Here is a 24,472-nt window from a genome sequence, read left to right as displayed (position 1 = left end):
CAGAGACCCTAAAAAGGCCCAAGGAAGCTAGAAAAAAGACTTCTTAATTGTTAATATTGCTATTTGAAATGCAACGCTCATATACTTTTAGTTAAAGAGAGTAAAAAACAAACAAAAGGGAGAGGGGAATACCCATGAAAAAAAGGATCTTGGCACTCAGCATGCTCACTATAATCACCGCGGCTCCATCATTGAAGGCTTGTACGTTTACCGTGGTCAACAATAGTCCCTACAAAGAAATTTTCTTAGTAGCCAACAAACCAGTAGCAGATGCAGTCAGCGTCAGCAAAAAAAGCCTCAAAAGCATTGGAAGACACCAAATAGAACAAGGCAACTCAGATAAAATAACCGGCAGCTGGTTTGATATCTTTGTACTCCGTAAAGATAAAATGTTTGAACGGCGCTTCAGAGTAAGCATTCGTTACTGCGGAGACAACAACAAGCTCACGTTTAAAGACATCGCAAACAGAACGCTCGACATGAAGAGATTCATGATAGTCGACTTCGCAAACCCAGAAGAAGCTGCAACAGCAGACACCTTAATAACTGCGCATCAAGACATTGCTCCAAAGGGGCCAATGTTCATAAGTATCGATAAAGAGGCTACTCCACAACCAGACTACCTTATCAATCCGGAAGACAATGACAACCTAGGCACATTACCTTAAAATCTAAAAAAAGGGGGTATTATGAAATTAAACTATACTATGGCGCTGTTGCTACTTACGCTCGGAGTAAACAGTATCATCACGGCAAAAAATGGCTGCAATCTTTCAGTGGAAAATAATAGCGCATCAACCATTTGGCTCAGCAATGATGCGTTGTTAGACAACAAGGCATCAGTTGATACTCTCAGAAATCATGGCGATTTTTCCATTAAACCACATAGAACAAAGCCTGTTGGTTTTTTAGGAGCATTTGCCATTTACACACGCGTTGCTCACAGTAACAACCAATACCAACGACACTATACCGTAGTGCCACGCGACTGCAAAAATGAAGACCTAGAGATTTCCCTTTCCGACCTGGAACAAGGAGCTCTGGATCCTGAAGATTTTATTGTGATAGACCATACAAAACATTATGACATCCCGGAAAGCATATATCCTTTATGTCCAGGTGGAACTCGATCCGAATGGGATGAGCAATCAGGACAATGGTATTGCAAAGTATATCGCCCATGGCAATCTGGTACCAAAATGTATGAATATATCCCAGTCTACAGCTATATTTTTGAGTGGCTTCCAAACTGGGTATTGGTAGAATGGTACGCAAAGAATCCGCATTTCTATGGCTGGTACGATAAACACACTGAATTTTGGCAACATCTGGCAAACTATCAGGCGCCGTGGAAAACAGCATCGTATAAACAGTGGCTTGCAAAGCTGCCTCCAGAGCAACACCTAGAATATCACAAGCCAGCAAAGCAAGCAGTACACAGCACAATAAACACAAAGAAAAAACTACCGCCAAGGCCCTTGGGTGTTGAGCCAAGCAAGGTAAAAATCGTTAAAAAGCAATTGCCTCAAGGAAAGCTGCCTGCGGTAAAAAATAAGAAAAATAGCATGCAATAATATCATTACAAATTATTGCATCATGAAGAGATAGGCCTTTATACTCAAAAGCGGTCCATCCCAATAATCATAACCATGAGGAGTTTGTCGAATGAAGAAACTATGTTTTATAACTCTTGCTGTATTACTCTGCACCGCGCCGCGAATACTACAAGCGCAACAGGCAGTAACCAAGGCTGAAGATAAAGCCGCACAAGCTGCCGCAAAAGAAGCAGGAAGCGCTAATGCAGCAACTGTTGCTGCAGAAGAAGCTGTAGAACAATCTGCCAAATCAGCAGAGGCTGCCGCAAAGGAAGCTGGAGCGGCACTCAACACAACACAAAAACAAGCCGCAGTCGCACAAGCTGCCGCAAAAGTTGGCGACGTGGTAAGTGCAAAAACAGCGGCCCAAGGGGCTGTAGAAGCTGCAACAAAAGCCGGGTCGGCAAAAACGACAGCCGCTGATGCTACCGCAGCTGCATCAATAGCCGCAAAAAAAGCACCTGAATCAACTGCAGCAAAAGCATCGGTAAAGCGAGCTATGGACGCGGTAAGAAAAGCTACTGAATCTGCAAAGCAAACATCAGTTGCTGTTATTGCAGCACAAGAAGCTGTAGCAAGTGCAATAAAAAAAGAAGCCGAAATGAAAACTAAGAAATAAGGACTTTTTTTAACCCCGAACCCTTCGACAAAGCTCAGGGAGGACGGCGGGAGAAAATGTATCTCAACGCAAAAGCGGCCGGTAGTAGTACCAGCCGCTTTTATTTTAAAACTATGTTATATGATTAATTTTGTGCGCCATGGCATTTTTTATATTTCTTGCCAGAACCACAAGGACAAGGATCGTTTCTGCCAGTTTTATCTGCAGAAGCTTGTTCTTGCTGAGCGCCATCACCACTCGTGTCACTCGAAATCATATTAAGTTGTTCCAATTCACGTTCACGTTTCTTTTCAAGCTCATGTGCATTGAATCGCTCCAAGTTAAGGTGGAAGATGTGACGCACAATGTCTTGACGCACACTGCTCATCATATCTTGGAACATCGCAAAGGCTTCGCGCTTATATTCAACCAGTGGATTTTTTTGTCCCCAGCTACGTAAGTTGATGCCTTCTTTTAACGTATCAAGATTGAGCATATGCTGTTTCCATGCTTGATCTATCGTTTCTAGCATTAACCATTTTTCAGCATCTTTAATAACATCTTGCACTTGTTGGCTTCGATACAATGCATACTGTTCAAGCAATACATTGCTCAAATCTTTTTCAAATTCATCGCTGTTAGCTTTGCTGAGGTTCATAAACATGGATTGTGGCAATCCCGTCATTTTGACAAGATCCTCAATCACTGCATCAATTTGGGCAGGAGTAATAGCACGATCTTGAGAATGCCATGAAATTAAATCGGTTACAGCACCAAAAATAAGATCGCGCACTAAATCGTACAACCGCTCATCGCCTTCTAAAATATTGCGGCGATAGCTGTATACCGCAATACGCTGCTGATTGAGCACATCATCATATTCGATTAAATGTTTGCGAATTTCAAAATTATGCTTTTCAACTTTTTCTTGTGCACGTTCAATAGTCTTGGAAACAATCGATGATTCGATAACTTCGTCTTCTTCCATGCCAAAACGTTGCATGTTTTTCTTCAAAGAATCACCAGCAAAAATACGAATCAAATTATCTTCAAGCGAAATATAAAAACGCGATTCGCCCGGGTCACCTTGACGACCAGAACGTCCACGCAGCTGGTTATCAATACGTCTGCTTTCATGACGCTCAGTACCTAAAATATAGAGTCCGCCAGCTTGTTTTGCTTCCTCTGTCAGCTTAATATCGGTACCACGACCGGCCATGTTGGTTGCAATCGTAATGTGTCCAGCTTCACCCGCATGCTCAACAATCTCTGCTTCTCGCTCATGCTGCTTGGCGTTGAGTACATCATGCGGCAAGCCTTGCATCTTAAAAACACTGCTTAAAAGCTCTGATGTTTCAATGGCAATAGTGCCAATCAAAACGGGTTGACCTTTGGCATGGCGCTCTTTGACATCTTCAACAATTGCTTTGAATTTAGCTTGTTGGCCCAAGAAAATAAGGTCTGGTTTATCGGCACGAACCATTGCTCTGTTTGTAGGAATTGAAACAACATTCAATTTATAAATGTTGTAAAACTCTTCTGCTTCTGTTGCAGCTGTACCAGTCATGCCTGCCAACTTTTTATACAATCTAAAGTAATTTTGCAAAGTAATGGATGCCAGTGTTTGACTTTCCTTTTCAATATCAACGCCTTCTTTTGCTTCAAGCGCTTGGTGCAAACCATCACTGTAGCGCCTACCTGATAATATACGACCAGTGAACTCATCAACGATTAACACTTCATTGTCTTTTACAACGTAATCAACATCAATCTTAAACAAAGTATGCGCTTTTAATGCTTGAGTAGCATGATGCAGCAAATTAATGTTTTCGATATCATATAAATTTTCAATATTAAAAAATGCTTCAATCTTATCGTTACCCAATTCAGTCATTTGTACTGAGCGAGCTTTTTCGTCAATCTCATAATCTTCAGTTTTTTTGAGCTTACGTACTGCTTGATCAGCCCGATCATACAATGCACTAGCACCTTCAGTTGAACCAGAAATAATGAGTGGCGTTCGGGCCTCGTCAATCAAAATAGAGTCAACTTCATCGACGATTGCATAATTAAGATCACGTTGCACATAATCGTCTAAACGGAATTTCATGTTATCACGTAAATAATCAAACCCAAGTTCGTTATTGGTTGCATAGAGAATATCAGTGTTATAAACTTTTTTGCGTTCGTGGTCATGCATAGAGTTTTGCAAACAACCAACAGTAAGACCTAAGAAGGTGTAGATAGGACTCATCCACTCAGAGTCACGTCGTGCAAGATAATCATTCACCGTCACTAAATGTACGCCCTTGCCAGTCAATGCGTTTAAATAGAGTGGCAATGTTGCGGTTAATGTTTTACCTTCACCGGTTTTCATTTCAGCAATTTTACCTTGATGCAATACAATGCCACCAATAAGCTGGACATCGTAATGACGCTGGCCAAGCTTACGTTTTGAAACTTCACGAACCACGGCAAATGCTTCTGGCAAAATATCGTCAAGATGCTTGCCTTGTGCTAACTGCTCACGGAATTCATTTGTTTTTAGTGCAAGTTGCTCGTCGGGCAAACTGCTGATATGTGGCTCAAATGCGTTGATTTGATCAACAATTGGTTGTAGACGTTTTAACTGACGGGCGTTATCGGTGCCAAAAATTTTGGCGAGTAGTCCTGCTATCATGTGCTTCTAAGTCCCCATACTAAAAAGTAATTTGTAGTTATTTATAACAATGTAAAATAAAGCAATGGAAAAAGTATATCAATTTAAAAAGTCACCGCAAAATTCAACAGGATCACTATATCACAAAAGCACACACCCAACAAATCGCACACACCAAAAAATATAAAGTTGACTATCTTAACGCAAACAAACGACCGTCATTTGGCGCCCAGCTTGTTCGCCCTGGCGTCGATAAGAATAAAAAGAATGGTCGCACATGGTGCAATAGTTATAATTAAGATGGAACGCTTCTTTTTTGATGCCAGCAGCTTCTAACTGAAGCCTATTAAACCCTGGCAAATCAAAATACCAATTATCGCCATGCTTTTGCATTACTTTGTCGCTATAAGCAAACCCTGCTAAGCTTGATTCAAAGTCATCCCCAACCTTATAACAGCAGGCTTTAGCCGATGGACCAAAAAAAACGACTACGTTTTGAGGGTCAGTCCCATATTCTTCACGCATACGCTCTAATGCTTTTACTGCCACGCCAATAACCGCACCGCGCCACCCAGCATGAACCACGGCAACAACATTGGCTAAACGGTCATGCAATACAATGGGCAAACAGTCGGCTGTCATGACCCCAATGCCCACATGAGATACATTTGTTACTAAGAAATCGCCATTTTGCTTAAAAGGACGTAATGCTTCAATATTTTTTTTACCTATAACCGTACCCTGATCGCTGTGCGTTTGATGCAAAAACTGCAAATACTCAAGATGCATACTTTTTTTAAGATTAGAAAAGGGCGCCAGGGTCAACAGAGGTTGATCGAGAAGATTAAGATAAAAAGCAGGCATTAACTGATCTTTAGCATTGCCAAAATAGATTAGAAAAAGAGGGTTAGTATGGAGCAACAAAACACAGTCCTTCACAAGTTCACGTAATCAATCTAAACATTTTTTTCACGGCTATAACCTTAGCCCCAATTTACCTCAGAAGCAATAACTCTCCTTATCTTATTACTACCTGTAACAGACCCCCCTCTTGTGTAACCCAACCCTATAGACCCCCAAAAGAAGCAATGAATTCGCAATAAATACGCTCAGGAGCGTTAATCTCCTTGACATTCTGCATTTATATGTCATAGTTGAAGAGTATACATTTATTCCTAATCAATGACTCTTTCTGAGTAGAAAAGGTCGATTAGGACACAATATACTACGTATCACTATAGGTGCGCTGGGAGCAGAAGAGGCTTATTTCACAAATAGCCGGACTTCATAGTAGCGCCGCTATAGCGAAGTTAACGTTGGTTAACCCCAGGCAACTACAATCCTTCGAATTACATTCCAAGATAAGCAACCGTTGTTTGCATTGTTAAGCCGTTCACTTCATTCGTAGAAAAAACAGTGGCCCACGAGGCTGCAGAAAAGGTTTTCATTATATGATTACATTTAAAGATTTATCACTGTCACCTGAGATTCAAAAAGCGTTGGATTCTTTAGGATTTACTAATCCTACCGAAATTCAACAAAAAGCTATTCCTACCTTGCTAGGAGCAGACAAAGTTGATTTCTTAGGACAAGCCCAAACCGGTACAGGTAAAACCCTTGCCTTTGGTATTCCGTTAATTCAAAAAATAAACCCAAAATCTAAGCATGTTCAAGCTCTTATTGTTGCACCAACACGCGAATTGGTTATCCAAATTCGTGACAGCTTACGCCAAATCACCAAATTTACCGAATATATTTCGATAGAAGCAATTTATGGCGGCGTTTCTATGGTTGAGCAAATCCAAGCTCTCAAACGCGGTGTTCACATTGTTGTGGGAACCCCAGGCAGATTGAATGATCACTTGCGCAGAAAAATTCTCGCACTAGATCAACTACAAACACTTGTGCTCGACGAAGCAGACACCATGCTTGATATGGGATTTAAAGAAGAAGTTGATGAGATTATGGAATGCATGCCAGACAACCGCCAAATTTGGTTGTTCTCAGCTACCATCAAATCAGGTATCAACGACTTGATGAGATCACACATGAAGGACACTGTTTCAGTTTTAGTAAACAGACAAGACGCTGCTGTTTCTACCACTAAACAATACTTCAGCTTAGTTCCACGTCAAAATCGCATGGAATCATTATTCCGCTTTATTGATAGTGCTCCTGAATTTTACGGCTTTATTTTCTGCCAAACAAAAATCTTAACAGCTGAAGTTGCTGAAAAACTTGCTCTACGCGGTTATACCGTAAGTGCATTGCATGGTGATATGAGCCAAGCACAACGTAACTTAGTTATTAAACGATTCAAGAAAAAAGAATTTGCAGTACTTGTAGCAACTGACGTTGCCGCTCGTGGTATTGACGTTTCTGACGCAACACACGTTATTAACTTCTCATTACCCGATGACCAAGAAAGCTATGTTCACCGTATTGGTAGAACAGGCAGAGCGGGCAAAGAAGGTATTGCAATTACTTTTGTAACACAAGGTGATTTACGTCGTCTTCGTATGACTGCTAACAAATTTAAATTTGAAATCCAAGCAATTGAAGTTCCTAGAATCGATGCTATTGTTGCAAAACAACAAGACAAAGCTATGACTTCACTTGTTGATGCTTCTAAGAAGCTGAACGCAACCAATCAATTTATTGATCAGTTGTACAGCAAGGTTAACGCCTACTCTAAAGAAGATCTAACTTTTGCTATGACCAATGCGCTGTACGAAAAGTTCTTAAGCGCAACAATTCCTAACAAAGATATGGTATTCCCATCGTCAGCAGCTGCATCATCTTATTCTTCATCATCATATGGCCAAGGCGCTGCATCTGACGAACAAGCATTGAGCGAGTTCTTCATCAACGTTGGCGAAGATGACGGAATCAGCAAAGCTGACATTGCTAACTTCTTAGTAAGCTCTGACAAGATCAACAATAACGACATTAAAAAAGTTAAGATCTTACACAAACATACTTTTGCTGTTGTTCCAGAACAATTTGCACAAGAAGTTGTTGACGCTCTTAAAGATAAACAACTAAACGGTAAACGTGTACACATAAACATTACCAACGAAGTGCCTGATATGTCAGGTGGTCGTGGTCATGGTGGCGGACGCGAAAGAGGCGGAGACAGAGGCGGCGAAAGACGTTCTTTCTCAAGACCTTCACGTGATTTCAATGGTGGCGACAGAGGCGACTCTCGTGGCGGCTTTGAACGCAAACCAAGCCGTGGTAGATTTGGTGCTGAAAGAAGCGAAGGCTCTCGTTCATCACACTCACGTTTTTAAGCATTAGCTTAATCTAGTCGAACTATTTAGAGGGCTTTTGAAGTTTATTCAAAAGCCCTCTATACTTATATAAGAGTTAATTGAGCTCTTAGAATACTATAAAAATTACAGAATATGGGGGACATATGAAAAAATTATTATTAGCTCTGACCATGCTCGGCACCATTACACCAACGGTTTATGGAATTTCTCCTGCCAATCGCACCAGAATCATTGCTGCCGCCAGCCGTAACAGGATTTCAGAAGAAGTCTGCATCTACAATGGTACTGATACAACGGTGGAAACTGATAACACCACGATTTACCCAGGTAATACCAGTTCTATTGCCACTGATCAACGAGGTAGCTGCACACTCAAACAAGGTAGAAATCTCTATAAAATCACTTGCCCCCCTATTACACAAGGCAAAGTTTATTTAGACTTCACCACCATTCAATGGCTCGCTGGTGACAGCAAATTATTGTGCCCCCGTGGCCTTGATGAGATCGCGGTTAAAAATAGCACCTATTACAAAATTTTTGTGCTATACGTATTAAACAAAATGCGCTCAGTCCCTCGCCCAGTGCATGCTGGTGATGAGACCTCAAAAGTAGTTCGCAATGACGGCAACGAAGATAAAACAGGATCGCTGGAAATTATTGACGGCGACAAACAAAAACATATCATCAGCTTCCCACGCAAATCAGTCGCCCGTGGCGCTGATGATGGCGATTGGACAACAGTCACCTTGTGCGCGAATACCATTAAGCTTTTTAATAATGGTTTTTCAGTAACAAAAGTACGATAGCACGCTGTCCCGACACCCTTCAAGTACGCACAAAAAGTGCTGCCCTCAGGGAAGTCGGGGGGAAAGCACCACACTTCAAACGAACAGTCTCTCCCGCCGTCGTCTCTGAAGGTAGTTCGAGTATTGCGAGAACGAACTTGAAGAGTCATCATTAAAAAACTAAAAAAGCCTCGAGAGGACACTAATTCCCCTCGAGGCTTTTTATACTTATCACAGACTACTACTTAGCTTACGCATCCTTCCTGTCCGTCGAAGCCTTGGCGAAGTCGGAACGTAAATAAGCCGGCACATCTAAATCATTCATATCAATTAATAAATCATCTTGTGCTGCAAAATGGAGAGCTTGCTCCGCTTTTGGGTGGTATAAAACCGGTTGCAATGATGGTCACCATCACTTCATCGGTCATACTCTCATCGATCACCGACCCAAGAATAATGGTGGCGTTTTCATCTGCTTGTTCGTACACCACTGATGCCGCTTGGCTAATTTCGTGCAGGCCAAGATTTTTGCCACCGGTAATATTAAGCAATACGCCGTGCGCACCCTTAATGCTCATATTTTCAAGCAATGGTGAGGATATTGCCTGCAGTGCCGCTTCTTGTGCACGGTTTTGACCTATTGCAACACCGGTACCCATGACGGCCAAGCCCATATCCTTCATAACGGTACGAACATCGGCAAAATCAACATTGATATGTCCAGGCTTGGTTATAATGTCCGAAATACCTTTAACCGATTTGCCCAGCAATTCATTAATCATAGAAAAAGCGTCGATCATAGAAACTTTTTGATCCACTGTTTCTAATAATTTTTGGTTAGGAATAACAATGAGAGTGTCGACTTTGCTGCGCAATTCCTCTATTGCTTTTGCCGCCACTGCTGCACGTCGTTTGCCTTCAAAAACAAACGGTTTAGTAACAATAGCAATCGATAAAACATTACGCTCACGCAATGCTGCTGCAATGACTGGTAATGCGCCAGACCCCGTACCGCCGCCCATGCCAGCGGTTAAAAATACAATGTCAGCATCACCAATCGCTTCTAATATTTTATCCAAATCTTCTTCTGCTGCTCGTTTACCCAATTCTGGATTTGCACCAGTACCAAGGCCGCGCGTTGACTTTACGCCAATATGGACGGTGTGATGTGATTTTGACTGACTCAATGCTTGCGCATCGGTATTTGCAACAATACATTCTATGTTATTGGCACCAACGATACTGTTTACCGTATTGCCACCTGCGCCACCAACACCAATAACTTTAATACTAGCAACTGCCATGTTTTCTGGTTGAACGTCGAGTAATTCAATCATGTATAACTCCTTTTATTGAAAAATGAAAATGAGGATTTAAAAAAAATCTGACACCCATGATTTCATACGTGTCAAAACTCGTGAGACCAAAGGCCCAGACATGCTGTCCATACTCGCACGTTCTGATTTTTTTAATGTATTAATGAGCAAACCATACGCTGTTGCATACATAGGACTATTTAATGACTCGGGCATATCATGCGACAAGCGGGGTGACCCAATGCGCACCGGCACATTAAAAATAGCTTGTCCAAGCTCCTTCATGCCACGCAACAATGAACCGCCGCCAGTCAACACGAGCCCTGTTGGAATGAATGCTTGCAGTTTGCGCTTAATAATTTCGTCGTGCACCAACACTAGAATTTCCTGCGCACGTGGATTAATAATGCGCACCAAATCAGTTGCCTGAACAATGGTTGTGTCGTGACCGTGCACCGAATCAACTTCAAAAATAGTATCTTCTTCTAATAATTCCATGCTCGCAAACCCGTATTCTTTTTTTACACGTTCAGCATCTTGCAACGTAGTTCGCAAACCAATAGCAATATCATTAGTAAAGTGGTTGCCCGCAACAGGTAAAACCATAGTGTGCCTAATACTACCGCATTGATAAATTGCCAAATCAGAAGTCCCGCCACCAATATCAAGCACCGCAACACCGAGCTCTCTTTCATCGGGACTTAGTACAGCATCGGCAGAAGCAAGCTGTTCCAAAATAATATCGTTAACCTTAAGGCCAGCCATTTCGCAACATTTAACTAAATTTTGCACTGAGGAGATTGCTCCCAAAATAATATGTGCCTGCACTTCCAACCGTATGCCATGCATACCGAGTGGATCGTTGAGGTGAGCATGCCCATCAATAACAAAATATTGTGGCAATACGTGCAAAATTTGCATGCCCTCTGGCACAGGAATTGCTTTTGCAGCATCAAGCGCTGCTTCAATATCCGACACGCGCACTTCGCCTTTTTTAATCGGCACCATGCCCTGAGAACTCAATGATTGAATATGACCACCCGAAACACCAATGCATACTGTTTCAATGGTAAGGCCAGCCATGAGCTCAGCTTCTTTTACGGCCAATTTTATCGAATGAATAGTTTTAGCGACATCAACCACCACACCTTTTTTAAGGCCATCTGAAGGAGATTTACCAACACCCAGAATTTCAAGTTGATCGTTGGGTAAACGTTGGGCAACCAAAACGCAAATTTTGGTAGTTCCTATATCAATGGATACAACAACATGATCTGAAAATACTTTAGCCATAATGGCGCCCCCCCACATTAGCACTCACAATAATTTGATTTTTAAACCTAATATCTGCAACCCATTTTTGCGCTGCAGCATGAACTTTTTTTTCAAATAAACCGGCCGATGCCAAATCATTTTTTATAGCATTGCATCGTTCAATCATCGATAATTCTGGAACTACTTGGGTATTAAAACATATAGAAAACCCTGGTTGTGCTTTATCGTAAAGCACCACTTCATAATCATTCAGCCATACTACGTCATAGGACTCAAAAAAAGATTGTGGCAGTGATTGTATACACGCAGTAAATGCATCAGAAATAACATCAGATGACAGGGTGATATTGTGCAGGGACTGCACGAGATGAGAAACAAAATCTTTTTTGGGGACCAATGCACCTTTATCGGTCAATACATAATCATTATTAATACTGAACAACGGCAAAGCGCTTTCGACGGTATAACATAACAAGCCAGAAGCGTCGTAACTATATTCAACTGATTTAATAGAAGGGAAGTTTTTAACCAGTAACTCTATAAATTCTGACGCTGGGGTGTGAGGCTGCGTTGTAGCAAAAGCTGCAATTGATTCTTGTGTTTCTTGAGCAATAAGCGGGTCGACAGAAACGAGCATGCGCTGGTGGGCAACAACCGCTTGATGCATTTTTTGTACGCCAAAAGCACACAATACAACGACTACAACCAATGTTGCCAGCCGTATTCCCCACCTTTTTAACTCCATACCCTTGCTCCCCTTTACCCCCTTGTACGCACATGACATACGCGCAAGATATAATACTCCCTTATTACTTTTGTACCTTTTCTTCAAGGGGAGAGTCAATGGTTTGCTCAGGTAACTCAAAAATTTTTTTCAGTTAATTTATGCCAGCAGTGCTGGCAGTTTTTCATTACGATGCTATTAAATGTTCTAATGCCTTGCGCACTATTTCATGCGCGTCACTCAATGGTTTAACCACCGCATACAAAGGATACGAATAAATAGCAGGGTCTACAGCATAGGTGCCAGCCCAAAAACGTATGCCATACCGAGACTGTGTATGTGATTCTAGAAATATTTGCATGCTTTTTATACGCTTGCTGCCTCCCGCTTTTACTTCTATGGGCAGGACGCTATCTTGCAATTGCACAAGATAATCAACTTCCGCTGAGCTACCACGAACATCTCTATGCCAATAAAAAAGTTCTTCTTTGCTGATAGCATCTGAATAAGCTAATAGTTCTTGGCCCACAAAAGCTTCAACAAGTTCACCCTTATTAATAAATGTTTCCAGTGGCTCCAAAAACCACAGCGTTATATCAAGCTTTAATACTGCTTGAGCGAGTCCAACATCAAGAAAAATAATCTTAAAATCATCAAGATCAGCTTGTGCGCCAATTGGTATTCCCTGAGCTGCACTCTTGGTAACTTTATTGAAAAGTCCAGCTCTCTCTAAAAGTTCTAGGCAAGGAGCTAACTCACGTTTTTGATATTCACCAACGCGAGAAAACATAAACTTATTGCTGAGTTGATCAATTGCTTTTAGAAACAACAGATTCAAATACTTCATCTGATATTTTTTGGCATATTTACCAAAATCTTGTTGATAAGCGTACAGCAAATCGGCGTGAATAATTTTGACCGTACGAGACGTTTTTGTTTTAATCCATTCATTAACCGCCTCGGGCATTCCCCCAATAGCCAAATATACACCAACAAGACTGAGTAATTTTTCATGAAGCGGAATACTTATACCGTTGTGCGGCGTATGGGTGAGAATAGCTTGTGCCCATTCAGCATGCCCCAGTGCAACCAAAAACTCCATAAATGAAACCGGGTACATATACAAGGTTGTTACCCGTCCGACCGGGATGCCCACCTGCGATAGGGCAAACTCCAGCAAAGATCCTGCGGCAATTACATGCAAGTCTGGCATCTGTTCATAAAAGTAGCGTAGGGCAATAATTGCTTGAGGCACTTGTTGAATTTCATCAAAAAACAAAAGGGTCGAACCGGGCTTAAGTCGTTTTTGCAATAATTCGGAAAGTTGCAATACAATCCTATCCAAATCAAGATCCTTTTCCAAAATAGTGCGGGCTGCCTGATTAGACTCCAGGTTAATTTCGATAAAGTTGGTGAACGTTTTTCCCAAAACTCGAACCGCATGAGTTTTGCCAACCTGACGCGCCCCTCTCAAAATAAGCGGCTTTCTGTGGGGCCGGTGTTTCCATTCCAATAAATAATAATCTATGGTTCTCTTCATTGGACTTCTCCTGGCTAATATGTATAAAAATCAACCTAATTCATTATAAGTTTAGCAGAAAAATCAAGGTTAACTCAAGATATTTATGTAGATAAATCAGGGTATACTTTATTGGTTCATGCAGACAAATCAAGGCAAGCCAATGCAATACCTTTACTCTGCGATTACGGATTAGTTTTTGTACCAAATAAAGACTTTGATGAAGATTTCACCTTCACTATTGTTAACCCAGCAAATCGCGAACGTTTCGTGCTGAGCCCAAACAATTCACCATTAAAAATCTAACATCTTGGTTAACGACAAAAAAGGGGCGGCATAGGTTTTATTACCTGTGCCGCCCCACTTTATTTACAAGAAAGCTTAATTAATTATTTTGTTCATCATTTCTAGAATAGAAATAGCTAGATGGTGACTTTTAGCCATTTATCAAACATACGAGTCACTGATAGGCTATCGGTAGGCAGGGCGCTGCGATCCTTGGTGAACCACTTAAGTTCCTTAGATTCACTATTTTGCACTACTTGCTCATCACCAACAACCTGAAGCATGAACCGAATATCGTAATGATAGTGCTCTTTTTCCCGTTTATTGGCAGGAATAAGGTGAATGTCGATATCAAAAATTTGGCCTGAAACAGGAGCTATGTTGTTAATGCCAGATTCCTCCTGGGCTTCCTTAACGGCAACACCTAGGGCATCAGAATCACCATCACAATGGCCACCGAGTTGGCACCACATATCAAGCTTGGCATGATGCATAAGAAGGGCTTGGGTATTATCTTTGTTTACCAGCCAGGCTGAAGCCGTAATATGGCCAACCTCAAGAGACCGCTCAAAGCAATCTTTATAAGCCTGAATAAAAGCTATAATATCTTTTTTATACTGGATTTCTTCCTGAACGGAAGGATTGTACTGACGCAAAAGCTCTAATAGATTATTTCTATGCATACAAGAGGCCTTACTAAATACGGAAAATTAAATTTTGGAAAGTTTGCTACCAACTAAGAATAGCAGGATGCCAGCTGCAACAGAAGCATTATATGAGATATCGTCATTTTTTTGAGGCAAGGTTATAGCAATCCCGTCATTCATAATCTCACGGGATACACCAAAGCCCTCACTGCCAATAACAATACACAATGGTTCTTTGTAGGTAACTTCGGTTGCGCTCTTGCCATTTAATGTCGCCAAATAAGTGGTATAACCAGCTTTTTTGAGTTCAATAATGGCTGCCTGAGGCGATGGAGCTTGATAGATCTCTAAATGTTCAGCTAAGCCGGCAGAAGCCTTCATAGCAGAAGCGTTAAGAGGAGCAGCGTCCCTTTTTACCATAATTACACCAGTGACACCTGTACAATGCGCTGAACGAAGAATCGCTCCAACGTTACGCGTATCTTTAATGCCATCAAGCATAACAAGGAAAGGTTGCTTTTTTGCATCGAAGAATTGTTTTCTGTAGTGATACTCTTGAACCCAAGCAACTACCCCTTGGTGGTCGGTGGTTCCGCCAGCCATACGAGCAAGTACATCGCGTGATACGTATTGTATCGGCACATGATACTTAGGCCAAAAATCCTGAACGTTTTTCCAGGCTTTTGGTTCCGGCTTAGTGGTATAAACAGAAATGACTTTTCTACGTTTGGCTTTAAGAACCTCTATAAGAGGATGAATCCCATAGATCAACTCGCCAATATGTTCTTTTGTTTTTTTAATCATGTTTAAAAGAATAGCACACATAAAGGCTTTTTACTAATTAAATCCCAATTTTCTCCGTCCCCCAAGGACATGAGGCCTTTTTATGTATTTATAACACAATATGTTTTATACTTTATATATGCATAACTTGAATCACACACCAATGCCATTAACCCATAAAGCCATGATAATACAAAAACCAAACACCTGGATCGAACTAAGCAAAAGGGCCTTTGAGCACAATATGGTGCGCTACAAAAGCATTGCGGGTCAAAACACAACCTTATCGGTGGTGGTTAAAAGCAACGCCTACGGTCATGGTATAAAGGAAATGGGGACCCTGTGCCAGGAAAGCATGGCTGTCGATTGGCTCTGTACCACAAGTGTTTCAGAAGCATTAACCTTGCGCAATCATGGTGTTACCAAGCCAATTCTGTCACTGAGCATCATCGATGAAGATCCTGTGTATTCAATAACACACAATATTGATCTACCGGTTTTTGATCTGGAAACAGCAATCGCACTCAATGCGGTTGGCAAACAACACAACCAAAAAATTACTATTCATATAAAGATTGATACGGGGATGTCCCGCTTTGGATTGATGCCCGATCAGGCATTGGCAACCATTGCTCAAATCTATGCTTTGCCTTTTATTACCATCCGCGGCTTGTTCACTCATTGTGCAGAAGCCGCAAACCCCGACACGAATTTTACCCTACAACAATTAACCATATTTGACCGAATATGCACAGAACTCGAACAAGCGAATATTCACATACCGTTAAAGCATGCGACAAATTCCGCTTCGACGCCAACCATGCTTTCCCAATTTCCCAACCTTAACTTCGTGCGTATTGGCGCGGGGGCTTACGGATTACAACATTTTAAAGATCCTGCCACCCATGCAGCATTAGACTTAAAATCAATCCTTATGTGGAAGACTCGTGTTGCGCATATTAAGCACGTGCCTTCTGACACTTTTGTTGGTTATGATCGCACCCATAAAACAATAAGCCCGGCTACCATTGTGACGCTGCCGCTCGGCTATTTTGAAGGATACGACCGCAGACTGAGCAACCTCGGCATCGTTTTTATGAACGATTTTTATGCTCAGGTCGTTGGCCGCATTTGTATGAATGCCGTTCTTGTGGCAATTCCTGAAAATAAGCATATCTCATTGCATGACGAAGTTGTACTACTGGGTGACTATCCGCAGCTCAGCGCGTACGACATTGCAACCACCATCGGCAGTTTTAATGCGCGAGAAATCACGACACGATTGAATGCCGAAATAAAACGAATTATCGTAAAATAATTAGAGCGTCTCAAAATCTTTGTACATCAAGCTCGGTTGAATGCCGCGATTGTTTTGATATTTATTGCTGACGTACTTAACGTATTCGCCTTCGATGGTGTGATAAAAAATTTGACAAATTTCAACACCAGCATAAATGCGAATAGGTTGAACGCAGAACATTTCTAATGTCCAAAATCCACGAAACCCAACATCACCAAACCCTGCAGTGATATGAATAAATAAGCCAAGGCGACCAATAGAAGAACGACCTTCAAGCATAGGTACACAATCTTCGGTTTCTGTGTATTCAATAGTTCTGCCCAAGTATAATTTACCTGGCTCAAGAAGAAGACCTTCTTCAGGAATAATAACACTTTTTGTTGCGTGTGATTTTTTCATATCAAGTGTTGGCACATCGTATACCATAAGTTCATGATGCAAGCGCAAGTTGTAACTGTTAGGATTTAATTGATGATCGTTAAACGGATCAATCTTAATTTCTTTGCCCAACTTTTTTCTTATTTCCTTGCCGGATAAAATCATAAATATTCCTTGTATATAACGGTACAATCACCAAAGTTGTAAGATTCAATTAACGCTGCTACACTAAAACTAATTTTTAAAAGTATCAAAATTAAACCAATTACCTTCTTACATTTAAAGGTAACAATCATGTTAGATACTACAACAACAGATATCATTATAGAAAAAATTAGAGAAGAAAGTAACCGCTTTCATAGTCTCAATTTAGAAGTTGGCAAAGTCATTGTTGGCCAGCATGACATTATAAATTTTGCGATTATTGCCATTCTCTGCAATGGACACATCTTGCTAGAAGGCGTTCCTGGTGTTGCAAAAACAACCCTCATTAAGGCGCTCACCAAAGCTTTAGGGCTCACTTTTAATCGCATTCAATTTACACCAGACTTGTTGCCAGCGGATCTTATCGGCACCTTGATGTACAACCCAAAGACACAAGAGTTCGAAACAAAAAAAGGTCCGATTTTTGCCAATTTAATTTTAGCTGACGAAATTAACCGTGCACCATCAAAAGTGCAAGCAGCGTTGCTTGAAGCAATGCAAGAACAACAAGTCACCATTGGCTCACACACATTCCATCTTGATAAACCATTCTTGGTTTTTGCAACACAAAATCCTATTGAGCAAGAAGGTACCTATCAACTACCTGAAGCCCAACTCGATCGCTTCATGTTCAAATTATTAGTTGATTACCCCAATATTCAACAAGAACGAGAGATCCTCAGACGCACGCTGGACACCAATGCAGTTGGCACCATATTAAATAAACAAGAAATTTTTCAAGCGCAACAACTCGTAAAAGATATCTATGTTGATGATAAAATTTCAGACTATATTGTTAATATTGTCTTTGCCACACGTACGCCCGCGGTATTCAAATTAGATGAAATAAAACCATTAATTCAATACGGCGTATCACCACGCGCTACGCTTGCATTATCTCACGCAGCTAAAGCGCATGCATTTTTAAAGAAGCGACATTTTGTTACGCCTGATGACGTAAAAGCTGTTGCACCAGCTATACTGCGCCATAGAATAATTTTAACGTATGAAGCAGAAGCGCAAGAAATATCAGTAGACCACATCATTCAAAAAATACTTAATAAAATACCAACACCTTAACGCTATGAAACAAGTGATTGGCTCGATCAGGAGTTGCATTGGGGCGAATGGCTATATTATACTTGACAAGATCTTGCTAAGAAGAGTATCGTGTGAAAAGTAAATCGATAAAAAGGAATTATTGATGAAACATCCTGTATGGATTTTAAATAGCACGCTTCTTATTCTGCTCATTGCAATATGCAGCTTTATAGCTTTCTCCGGGCAAAAACCACCCGCACGAGAAGACATAGAGCCAAGCAGTGCAAGCAAACCCCTCAAGGGAGAAATCGTTAAAGTAAATATAGAAAAAATTTACGAGAACGATATTTTTGGCACGTATAAAAAAGAATTCACCATTGCTGCATCAGATGGCATTCCAACAATCCCCGATGCACCAACACCAAAAACGGTAAGTGTCCCTCAAGTACCAAAGCCCCAATTCTTAGACCCTCTGGATATAACCCTCAAGGGCATTATTATCATGCTCGAAGATGATTCTCAGAATCGGGCCATTATTGCTGACAACAAAACAAAAGTAGAATCCACCTTTGGTCTTGGCAAAATTCTTGAGGATGCTCAATTAATACGAATATTTAGCAATAAAGTTATTTTCCTTCGTTCTAATGGCCAGCAAGAAGTTCTCTACTTGCGAGAAAAAGATGCAAAGGCTGATTCAGCATATATAGCAGTGCAAAATGACTGGCAAGATATTTCGCAAAAAGTATCCGACACAGAGTTTGTTGTAAGCCCACAAGAATTTATCACGCACATAAAAAACCTCGCTCAATGCATTGATATGCTTGACCTTATCACTGTGTACAATAAAGGAAAGAGCGTAGGATGCAAAATAGGATCATCAGCCAATACACCACTTCTTGAACAACTTGGCTTGAAAGTTGGCGATATCATAACGCAAGTAAATGCAACATCGGCAGCTGATACCGCAGACCGATTCAAAATATACAAAGAAATTATTGGCATGGGACAACAAGGAACCGTCAAGGTCAAGTTGCTGAGACAAAAACAAGAAATAACTATTATTTATAGCTTAAAAGAATTTAAACCAAAATCATTAGAAAAGCCTGCTGCTGCAAGTGCTACCGCGACACCTATGCAAATCGAGCAACCAGCAAATCAAGCAAAAACAGAACAATTACGCTCGTTACAACAGCGCCGCACTTTTGCACCAACGTTACAAGAAATTCGTGCACAAGAAAGAGCAAATATGTTACAAAATGGTAAATCATCATCTGCAATAAAAAATAAAACCGATAACATTAAGTGATAAACTATGAAAAGTAAAAATAACATAGCGCTTCTTATTTCTCTGAGTATCGGAGGGTTGTTCCCCCAGATGCTTCAGGCAGAAAATGCTGTATCATCCTACAAGAAGAAAAATAAAATACATGGTTTACTCTCAAGTTTGAGCGATAGTCCTACAGCGGAAACATTAAGCACTTTGCAAGAAGACAAGCAAGCCAATCTTGCTACGCAACTTGATACGCTGGACGCACAATCTGCACCTGCATCAATTGCCGCGCCCGCTGTTGCAACTACATCTGCCGCTCAATCTATTCCTGCTTCAGTTGCAACGCCACTGAGCATTACCCCTGCACCAGAAAAAACTACATCTGCTGGTCCAGCACCCATTGTAATTCCAGCTGAAAAGACAGTAAAAAATGCTACTGAAATAAAAACGGACGACGCGAGGGTTAGCACCTTGGTCGACCAAACACCTATCAAGCCAGCTTCAGCAAAAAAATCAAAATCTGCTGTTAAAATCAATCCAGAAGACATGCCTTATATCGAATTCCAGTTTGAGAACACTGATTTACAAAATGTGATTTCTCAGGTTGGCGAAATCTTTAAAGTGTCATTCATTATGGACGAAATGATTGACCCGCTCCCTACAGGAGCCAAGGCAATAAAAGGAAACAAAGTATCATTTAAGACGCAAAAACCACTCACTAAAAAACAGGGATGGAATTTATTTTTAAGCTTCTTGGATGTAGCTAGATTCGCTGTTATTCCTCAAGCTGACCCAACCTTTTTTAAGATTACCTCAACCGAGGCTGCCAAAAAGTCCGCCCTTCGTTCTTTTATCGGCGTTGATTCAGCCCTACTGCCCGACACGGACGAAACAATTCGTTACGTCTATTTTATCGAAAATAGCTCAGTCGAAGCTATCAAGGGTATTGTAGATTCCCTCAAACCTAACACATCGCCCCTTCAAATACTCCAAGAATCAAAAGCCTTTATTTTGACCGATAAATCATACAACATCAAATCTATCATGGAGATCGTAAAAGAGCTTGATAAAGTCAGCATGCCGCAAGCATTGTCAGTGCTTAAATTAAGATGGGCTGACGCAAATGATGTAAAAACGCTCTATGAAGGAATCACCAAGCAAGATGATGCAAGTATCACCTCAAGACTTTTCCCTGCACGTAAACAACCAAGTTCTCTTTATTTCCCTGAAAACACCCGTATCTTTGCCGAACCACGTACCAATACTCTCATCCTTATGGGAACACAGGACGCTATCAAAAAAATTGAAGATTTTATTTTAAAACACATTGATGTGGATATCGATCGTCCTTACTCACCCCTCAAGGTGTATCAACTCAAGTATGCTGATGCAACAACGGTTGCTCAAATTATGAATGATGTTACAGGTTTTGGTAAAAGCACTGCAGCAGGAACCAGTGGTAGTGTTCGAGGTGGCGATAAATACTTCAAAACCATGAACTTCACTCCCGAAACATCAACCAATCGAATCATTGTTGGTTCTGCAGATAACGAAGATTATCTTAAAGCCGTAGAAATTATGAAAAAATTAGATGCGCCGCAGCCGCAAGTAGCTATGGAGGTCTTGATACTTGCAGTAAGTTTGCAAGACAATAAAGAGCTCGGTTCGCAGCTGCGCAGCAAAGTGCCGGGACCCGATGGCTTAGTTGGAAAAAATGTTAAATTTCAAACATCTGGCCTTTTTGCTGGTGGAGTAGCCCAAGGTATTGTCGAAAATCCAAATGGTCCAGGCGTACAACGCTTGTTAGGCAATCTCATTAATTTAGTACAGGGTGCCCCAGCGGGCAACACCGTACTTTCTCTTGGCGCGGATGTTTTTGGCGTATGGGGAATATTTCAAGCTCTTCAAACAGTGGCTAATCTAGAAGTTGTTTCAAATCCCTTTTTGACAACATCCAATAACACCGCCGCATTCGTTGAAGTTGGCGAAACACGTCGTGTTGTTTCTGGCAACGTATTAGGTGGTGGCACCGATGTAGATACATTTGCTAATCAATCAGCAAATTTACGAGTAGACGTCACACCACAAATAAACTCTGACGGCATGATTGTACTCAAATTAAAAATAACCATTGATGAGTTTCTTAATCCCGACGATCCGAGAAGTGCTACGCTTAAAAATAAACTCATAGAAACTTCCGCCATTGTTGCCGATAAAGAAGTGCTTGCTCTTGGTGGCCTTGTTCAAAATAAAATTAGCAATAATATGAGCAAAGTACCTATTCTAGGAGATATTCCCCTGTTGGGCTGGCTCTTTAAAAACAAACGAAAAACTCAAACTAAAGAAAATCTCTTAGTGCTTATTTCTACACGCATTATTGATCCTTTAACAGACGCAAGTCAACCAGCCACACAGGAAAAAATTAAGGATTATCACAACTCAATAAATGAGATGGAAGATCCAACCAACAAACGTGACCCAATTCACAGAATGTTCTTTGCAAACTCAGCTGCAAGCACCGATAAAATAATGGATGAGTATATGTTTAAAAGACATGATGCTCCTGGTAGCGAGCTGATTAAAGAAAACAAAACAATAAGCCGGGCAAAACGCCGCAAAGAGGAACGAAAACAAAAGAAGCTCGCGCAAGCACAAGAACAGAATCAGCAGCAACAACCATGGCAGGTGGTGATATGATAAAAGAAATATTTTTGCCTAATACCATTAATGGTTATTATCTTTTCCCGGTACGTATTGTAGGTTTTGATGTTGGCAAGACACACATCAGCGCAACACAAATTTATATGACTGGTAAAAAAACCATCATAGAAAAATATCTAGAGACCCCCCTCGATCAAGGAAGCGCCTCCAACTATGCCGAGCGTGTGTCCAACGCACTTAAAACAATAATGCTTCAATTAGACACATGCGATCGTGTACACACAGCAATTTCCAGCTCAGTAGTCATATTTAAAGAATTACGCTTACCATTCTTAAATTATGAAAAAATAAAAATGGTGCTCAACTATGAAGTTGAGCTCTTATTACCTTTTCCAATACAGGATGCTTGCGTAGATTTCATTATCACTAAACAATACCCTGACCTTGGCAGTTCTGAAGTCTTAGTAGCGGCTGTACAAAACAATTTTATTGCTGAGCATCTTCAACTGTTTACCGATGCTGGCATTTCTCCTGATGTTGTTACCGTGGATCTTTTTGCACTCTATGGTTTTTATAAAAAACTTCCTGTCTATGCTGCCACTACAAGCGATGTCACCTTTATCGATCTTGGCATGCAAACAACACGAATAGCCTACGTGCAAGATGGCAAGCTTCGCTTTATTCGTACTATTAACAAGGGCTTAGGACAAAGCGACACATTAGAGTCAAAGTTGTTTTGGCAAGAGATACAACTCACCCTACAATCATTCAAAGCACAAGCGCAAAATAATACAGCAAACACAAGAATTATGTTGCTCGGCAATGGCGCAGAAATTAAAGGAATAGCTGATGTCGCATCTCAGCAACTAGGAATGCCTTGCGAGCTTATGCGTGCAAACAGTCTATTGCATGATTCAACCATTACTATTAAAAATGACATCCCGCTCCCAAGCTCAAGTATTATTAGCTTGAGTACAGCACTACCATCGCCTATTACCCAACATTTTAACCTGAGACAAGGCATTTTTGCTCTACCTATAGCCTCATTGTTTAACAAACAATTACTTGTTGCCTGTTGCCTTATACTCCTCTGCATTGGCTCTTTAGGAACCTATAGTTTTCTGCAAATACGAGCCATGCGCAACGAAGCAGTTGCCTCTGAAAAAGAAGCGCTTGCCTCACTGACAGAACGCAAAGATTTTGAACGCGTCTTACAAGAAGAACTCAAAGGTACAAGCGAAAAAAATAAACTCGAAGACGCTAAAGACATTGCTCAAAGCGCAGTGAAAAAATTGGAAGAAATGTGGTTTGCTTTTACAGGATCAGCCAGATCCTCGATGTTACAATATCTTCTTGAGCTTTCCAACAGAATAGATCGCGATGGCCTTGGATTTGATATAGAAAGCTTAACTATTAGCGAAGGCACCATGACGATAAAAGCACACGTTAAAAATCATGAGGCATTAAAAATTCTTGAAAAAGAATTGAAACAATCAAAACTGTTCAGTTACGTGCCAACACAAGAAGAAACAAACTTTACCATGAAAATTATTTTAGCAAAAAATGGTGAGGGGCAATCATGATAATTTTAGACAAAATAAGTACCTTTATAGCACAATTAGAAGAAAGAAAATTCTATATCTACCTTGGTGTAGTTATAGGCATTCTTGTACTCATAATGTCTGGCATTGTTTTTTATCGTTACAATAGTATGAACTACTGGAAAAAACGTATTAACCACATCAATGAGATACGCGAAGAAATCAGTGAAATTATCAGCAAAGACCAACAAGTATTAAGTCAACGCGCAGAAGTTAACGCCACGTTGGCCGAAATGCCCGACTTTAAAATTGAAGGCTATTTTAATGAATTATTAAAAAAACTAAATCTTGAGCGTAATAAGCAAACAAGTGCAACATCACCTGGCGAAAAAAGCGATTCAGAATATCGCGAGGTGCTTTTAAAAGCAAAATTTGATACCATGACTATGCAGCAATTGACTGAGCTATTAAATGAGATTGACCAAAATAAACGCATTTATACCAAAGAACTTGAGATTACAAAGTCTACAAAAACACCAAAAACTATTGATGTTAATGTCACTATTGCTACACTGCAACGTAAACCTGAACAAACTGAGTTAGTTGAGTAGGAATT

At 40.7% G+C, this 24,472-nt stretch carries 20 protein-coding genes; 11 read left to right on the top strand and 9 right to left on the bottom strand.

What is annotated here, in order from left to right; genetic code table 11:
* Positions 1-134 precede the first annotated feature (134 nt).
* From NTX86_05785 to NTX86_05775, 3 genes are all read left to right on the top strand, one after another.
* Positions 135-668 (top strand): hypothetical protein, encoded by a 534-nt coding sequence (locus NTX86_05785; protein ID MCX5922806.1) that lies wholly within the window; start codon positions 135-137, stop codon positions 666-668.
* A 21-nt stretch (positions 669-689) separates the two neighbouring features.
* On the top strand, positions 690-1,574 hold the full coding sequence (locus NTX86_05780) for a hypothetical protein (GenBank protein ID MCX5922805.1): 885 nt from the start codon (positions 690-692) through the stop codon (positions 1,572-1,574).
* Positions 1,575-1,665: 91 nt separating this feature from the next.
* Positions 1,666-2,214: a hypothetical protein gene (locus NTX86_05775; GenBank protein MCX5922804.1), complete on the top strand. Its 549-nt coding sequence runs from the start codon at positions 1,666-1,668 to the stop codon at positions 2,212-2,214.
* Positions 2,215-2,338: 124 nt separating this feature from the next.
* Here NTX86_05775 and secA read toward each other — a convergent pair whose 3' ends face one another.
* Together secA and pgeF are read right to left on the bottom strand one after the other, a co-directional pair.
* Entirely contained in the window at positions 2,339-4,870 is a 2,532-nt protein-coding gene (gene secA / locus NTX86_05770) for a preprotein translocase subunit SecA (protein MCX5922803.1), read from the bottom strand.
* Positions 4,871-5,050: 180 nt separating this feature from the next.
* Positions 5,051-5,773 (bottom strand): peptidoglycan editing factor PgeF, encoded by a 723-nt coding sequence (gene pgeF, locus NTX86_05765; protein MCX5922802.1) that lies wholly within the window; start codon positions 5,771-5,773, stop codon positions 5,051-5,053.
* A 530-nt stretch (positions 5,774-6,303) separates the two neighbouring features.
* On the opposite strand from pgeF, the gene NTX86_05760 reads away from it, so the two are divergent.
* The gene (locus NTX86_05760; GenBank protein MCX5922801.1) at positions 6,304-8,145 is read left to right on the top strand and encodes a DEAD/DEAH box helicase; all 1,842 of its coding nucleotides are present in this window, start codon (positions 6,304-6,306) and stop codon (positions 8,143-8,145) included.
* A 125-nt stretch (positions 8,146-8,270) separates the two neighbouring features.
* A complete protein-coding gene (locus NTX86_05755; GenBank protein ID MCX5922800.1) occupies positions 8,271-8,933 on the top strand; it encodes a hypothetical protein in 663 nt (220 codons plus the stop codon).
* A 317-nt stretch (positions 8,934-9,250) separates the two neighbouring features.
* On the opposite strand, the gene ftsZ is transcribed toward NTX86_05755, so the two are convergent.
* The 6 genes from ftsZ to NTX86_05725 form a co-directional block, all read right to left on the bottom strand.
* On the bottom strand, positions 9,251-10,249 hold the full coding sequence (gene ftsZ, locus NTX86_05750) for a cell division protein FtsZ (GenBank protein MCX5922799.1): 999 nt from the start codon (positions 10,247-10,249) through the stop codon (positions 9,251-9,253).
* 36 nt (positions 10,250-10,285) lie between these two features.
* On the bottom strand, positions 10,286-11,521 hold the full coding sequence (gene ftsA, locus NTX86_05745) for a cell division protein FtsA (protein ID MCX5922798.1): 1,236 nt from the start codon (positions 11,519-11,521) through the stop codon (positions 10,286-10,288).
* Positions 11,514-12,248, bottom strand: a complete 735-nt coding sequence (locus NTX86_05740; protein MCX5922797.1) for a hypothetical protein — start codon at positions 12,246-12,248, stop codon at positions 11,514-11,516. The genes ftsA and NTX86_05740 overlap by 8 nt, the downstream gene beginning before the upstream one ends.
* Positions 12,249-12,414: 166 nt before the next feature.
* Positions 12,415-13,767 (bottom strand): AAA family ATPase, encoded by a 1,353-nt coding sequence (locus tag NTX86_05735; GenBank protein MCX5922796.1) that lies wholly within the window; start codon positions 13,765-13,767, stop codon positions 12,415-12,417.
* 401 nt (positions 13,768-14,168) lie between these two features.
* A complete protein-coding gene (locus tag NTX86_05730) occupies positions 14,169-14,714 on the bottom strand; it encodes an NUDIX hydrolase (GenBank protein MCX5922795.1) in 546 nt (181 codons plus the stop codon).
* A 27-nt stretch (positions 14,715-14,741) separates the two neighbouring features.
* Positions 14,742-15,503 carry an RNA methyltransferase gene (locus NTX86_05725; protein MCX5922794.1) on the bottom strand — a complete coding sequence of 254 codons (762 nt, stop codon included), beginning with the start codon at positions 15,501-15,503 and terminating at the stop codon, positions 14,742-14,744.
* Between the two features lie 106 nt (positions 15,504-15,609).
* Between NTX86_05725 and alr the strand changes: the two genes are divergently transcribed.
* Positions 15,610-16,779, top strand: coding sequence for an alanine racemase (gene alr / locus NTX86_05720; protein MCX5922793.1), 1,170 nt, complete (start codon positions 15,610-15,612; stop codon positions 16,777-16,779).
* Here alr and dcd read toward each other — a convergent pair whose 3' ends face one another.
* Entirely contained in the window at positions 16,780-17,304 is a 525-nt protein-coding gene (gene dcd, locus NTX86_05715; protein ID MCX5922792.1) for a dCTP deaminase, read from the bottom strand.
* 126 nt (positions 17,305-17,430) lie between these two features.
* On the opposite strand from dcd, the gene NTX86_05710 reads away from it, so the two are divergent.
* From NTX86_05710 to NTX86_05690, 5 genes are all read left to right on the top strand, one after another.
* A complete protein-coding gene (locus NTX86_05710; GenBank protein MCX5922791.1) occupies positions 17,431-18,423 on the top strand; it encodes a MoxR family ATPase in 993 nt (330 codons plus the stop codon).
* A 124-nt stretch (positions 18,424-18,547) separates the two neighbouring features.
* Positions 18,548-19,690, top strand: coding sequence for a hypothetical protein (locus NTX86_05705; GenBank protein MCX5922790.1), 1,143 nt, complete (start codon positions 18,548-18,550; stop codon positions 19,688-19,690).
* A gap of 6 nt (positions 19,691-19,696) precedes the next feature.
* Positions 19,697-22,351 carry a hypothetical protein gene (locus NTX86_05700; protein MCX5922789.1) on the top strand — a complete coding sequence of 885 codons (2,655 nt, stop codon included), beginning with the start codon at positions 19,697-19,699 and terminating at the stop codon, positions 22,349-22,351.
* On the top strand, positions 22,348-23,898 hold the full coding sequence (gene pilM, locus NTX86_05695) for a pilus assembly protein PilM (GenBank protein ID MCX5922788.1): 1,551 nt from the start codon (positions 22,348-22,350) through the stop codon (positions 23,896-23,898). The genes NTX86_05700 and pilM overlap by 4 nt, the downstream gene beginning before the upstream one ends.
* On the top strand, positions 23,895-24,467 hold the full coding sequence (locus NTX86_05690; protein ID MCX5922787.1) for a hypothetical protein: 573 nt from the start codon (positions 23,895-23,897) through the stop codon (positions 24,465-24,467). Before pilM ends, NTX86_05690 begins: the two co-directional genes overlap by 4 nt.
* The last annotated feature ends 5 nt before the right edge of the window (positions 24,468-24,472 follow it).

This window comes from Candidatus Dependentiae bacterium, assembly GCA_026389015.1.
Taxonomy (GTDB): Bacteria; Babelota; Babeliae; order Babelales; family Vermiphilaceae; genus JAPLIR01.
Note: the sequence above shows the minus strand (reverse complement) of the source record. Positions and strands in the feature narration are given on the sequence as shown.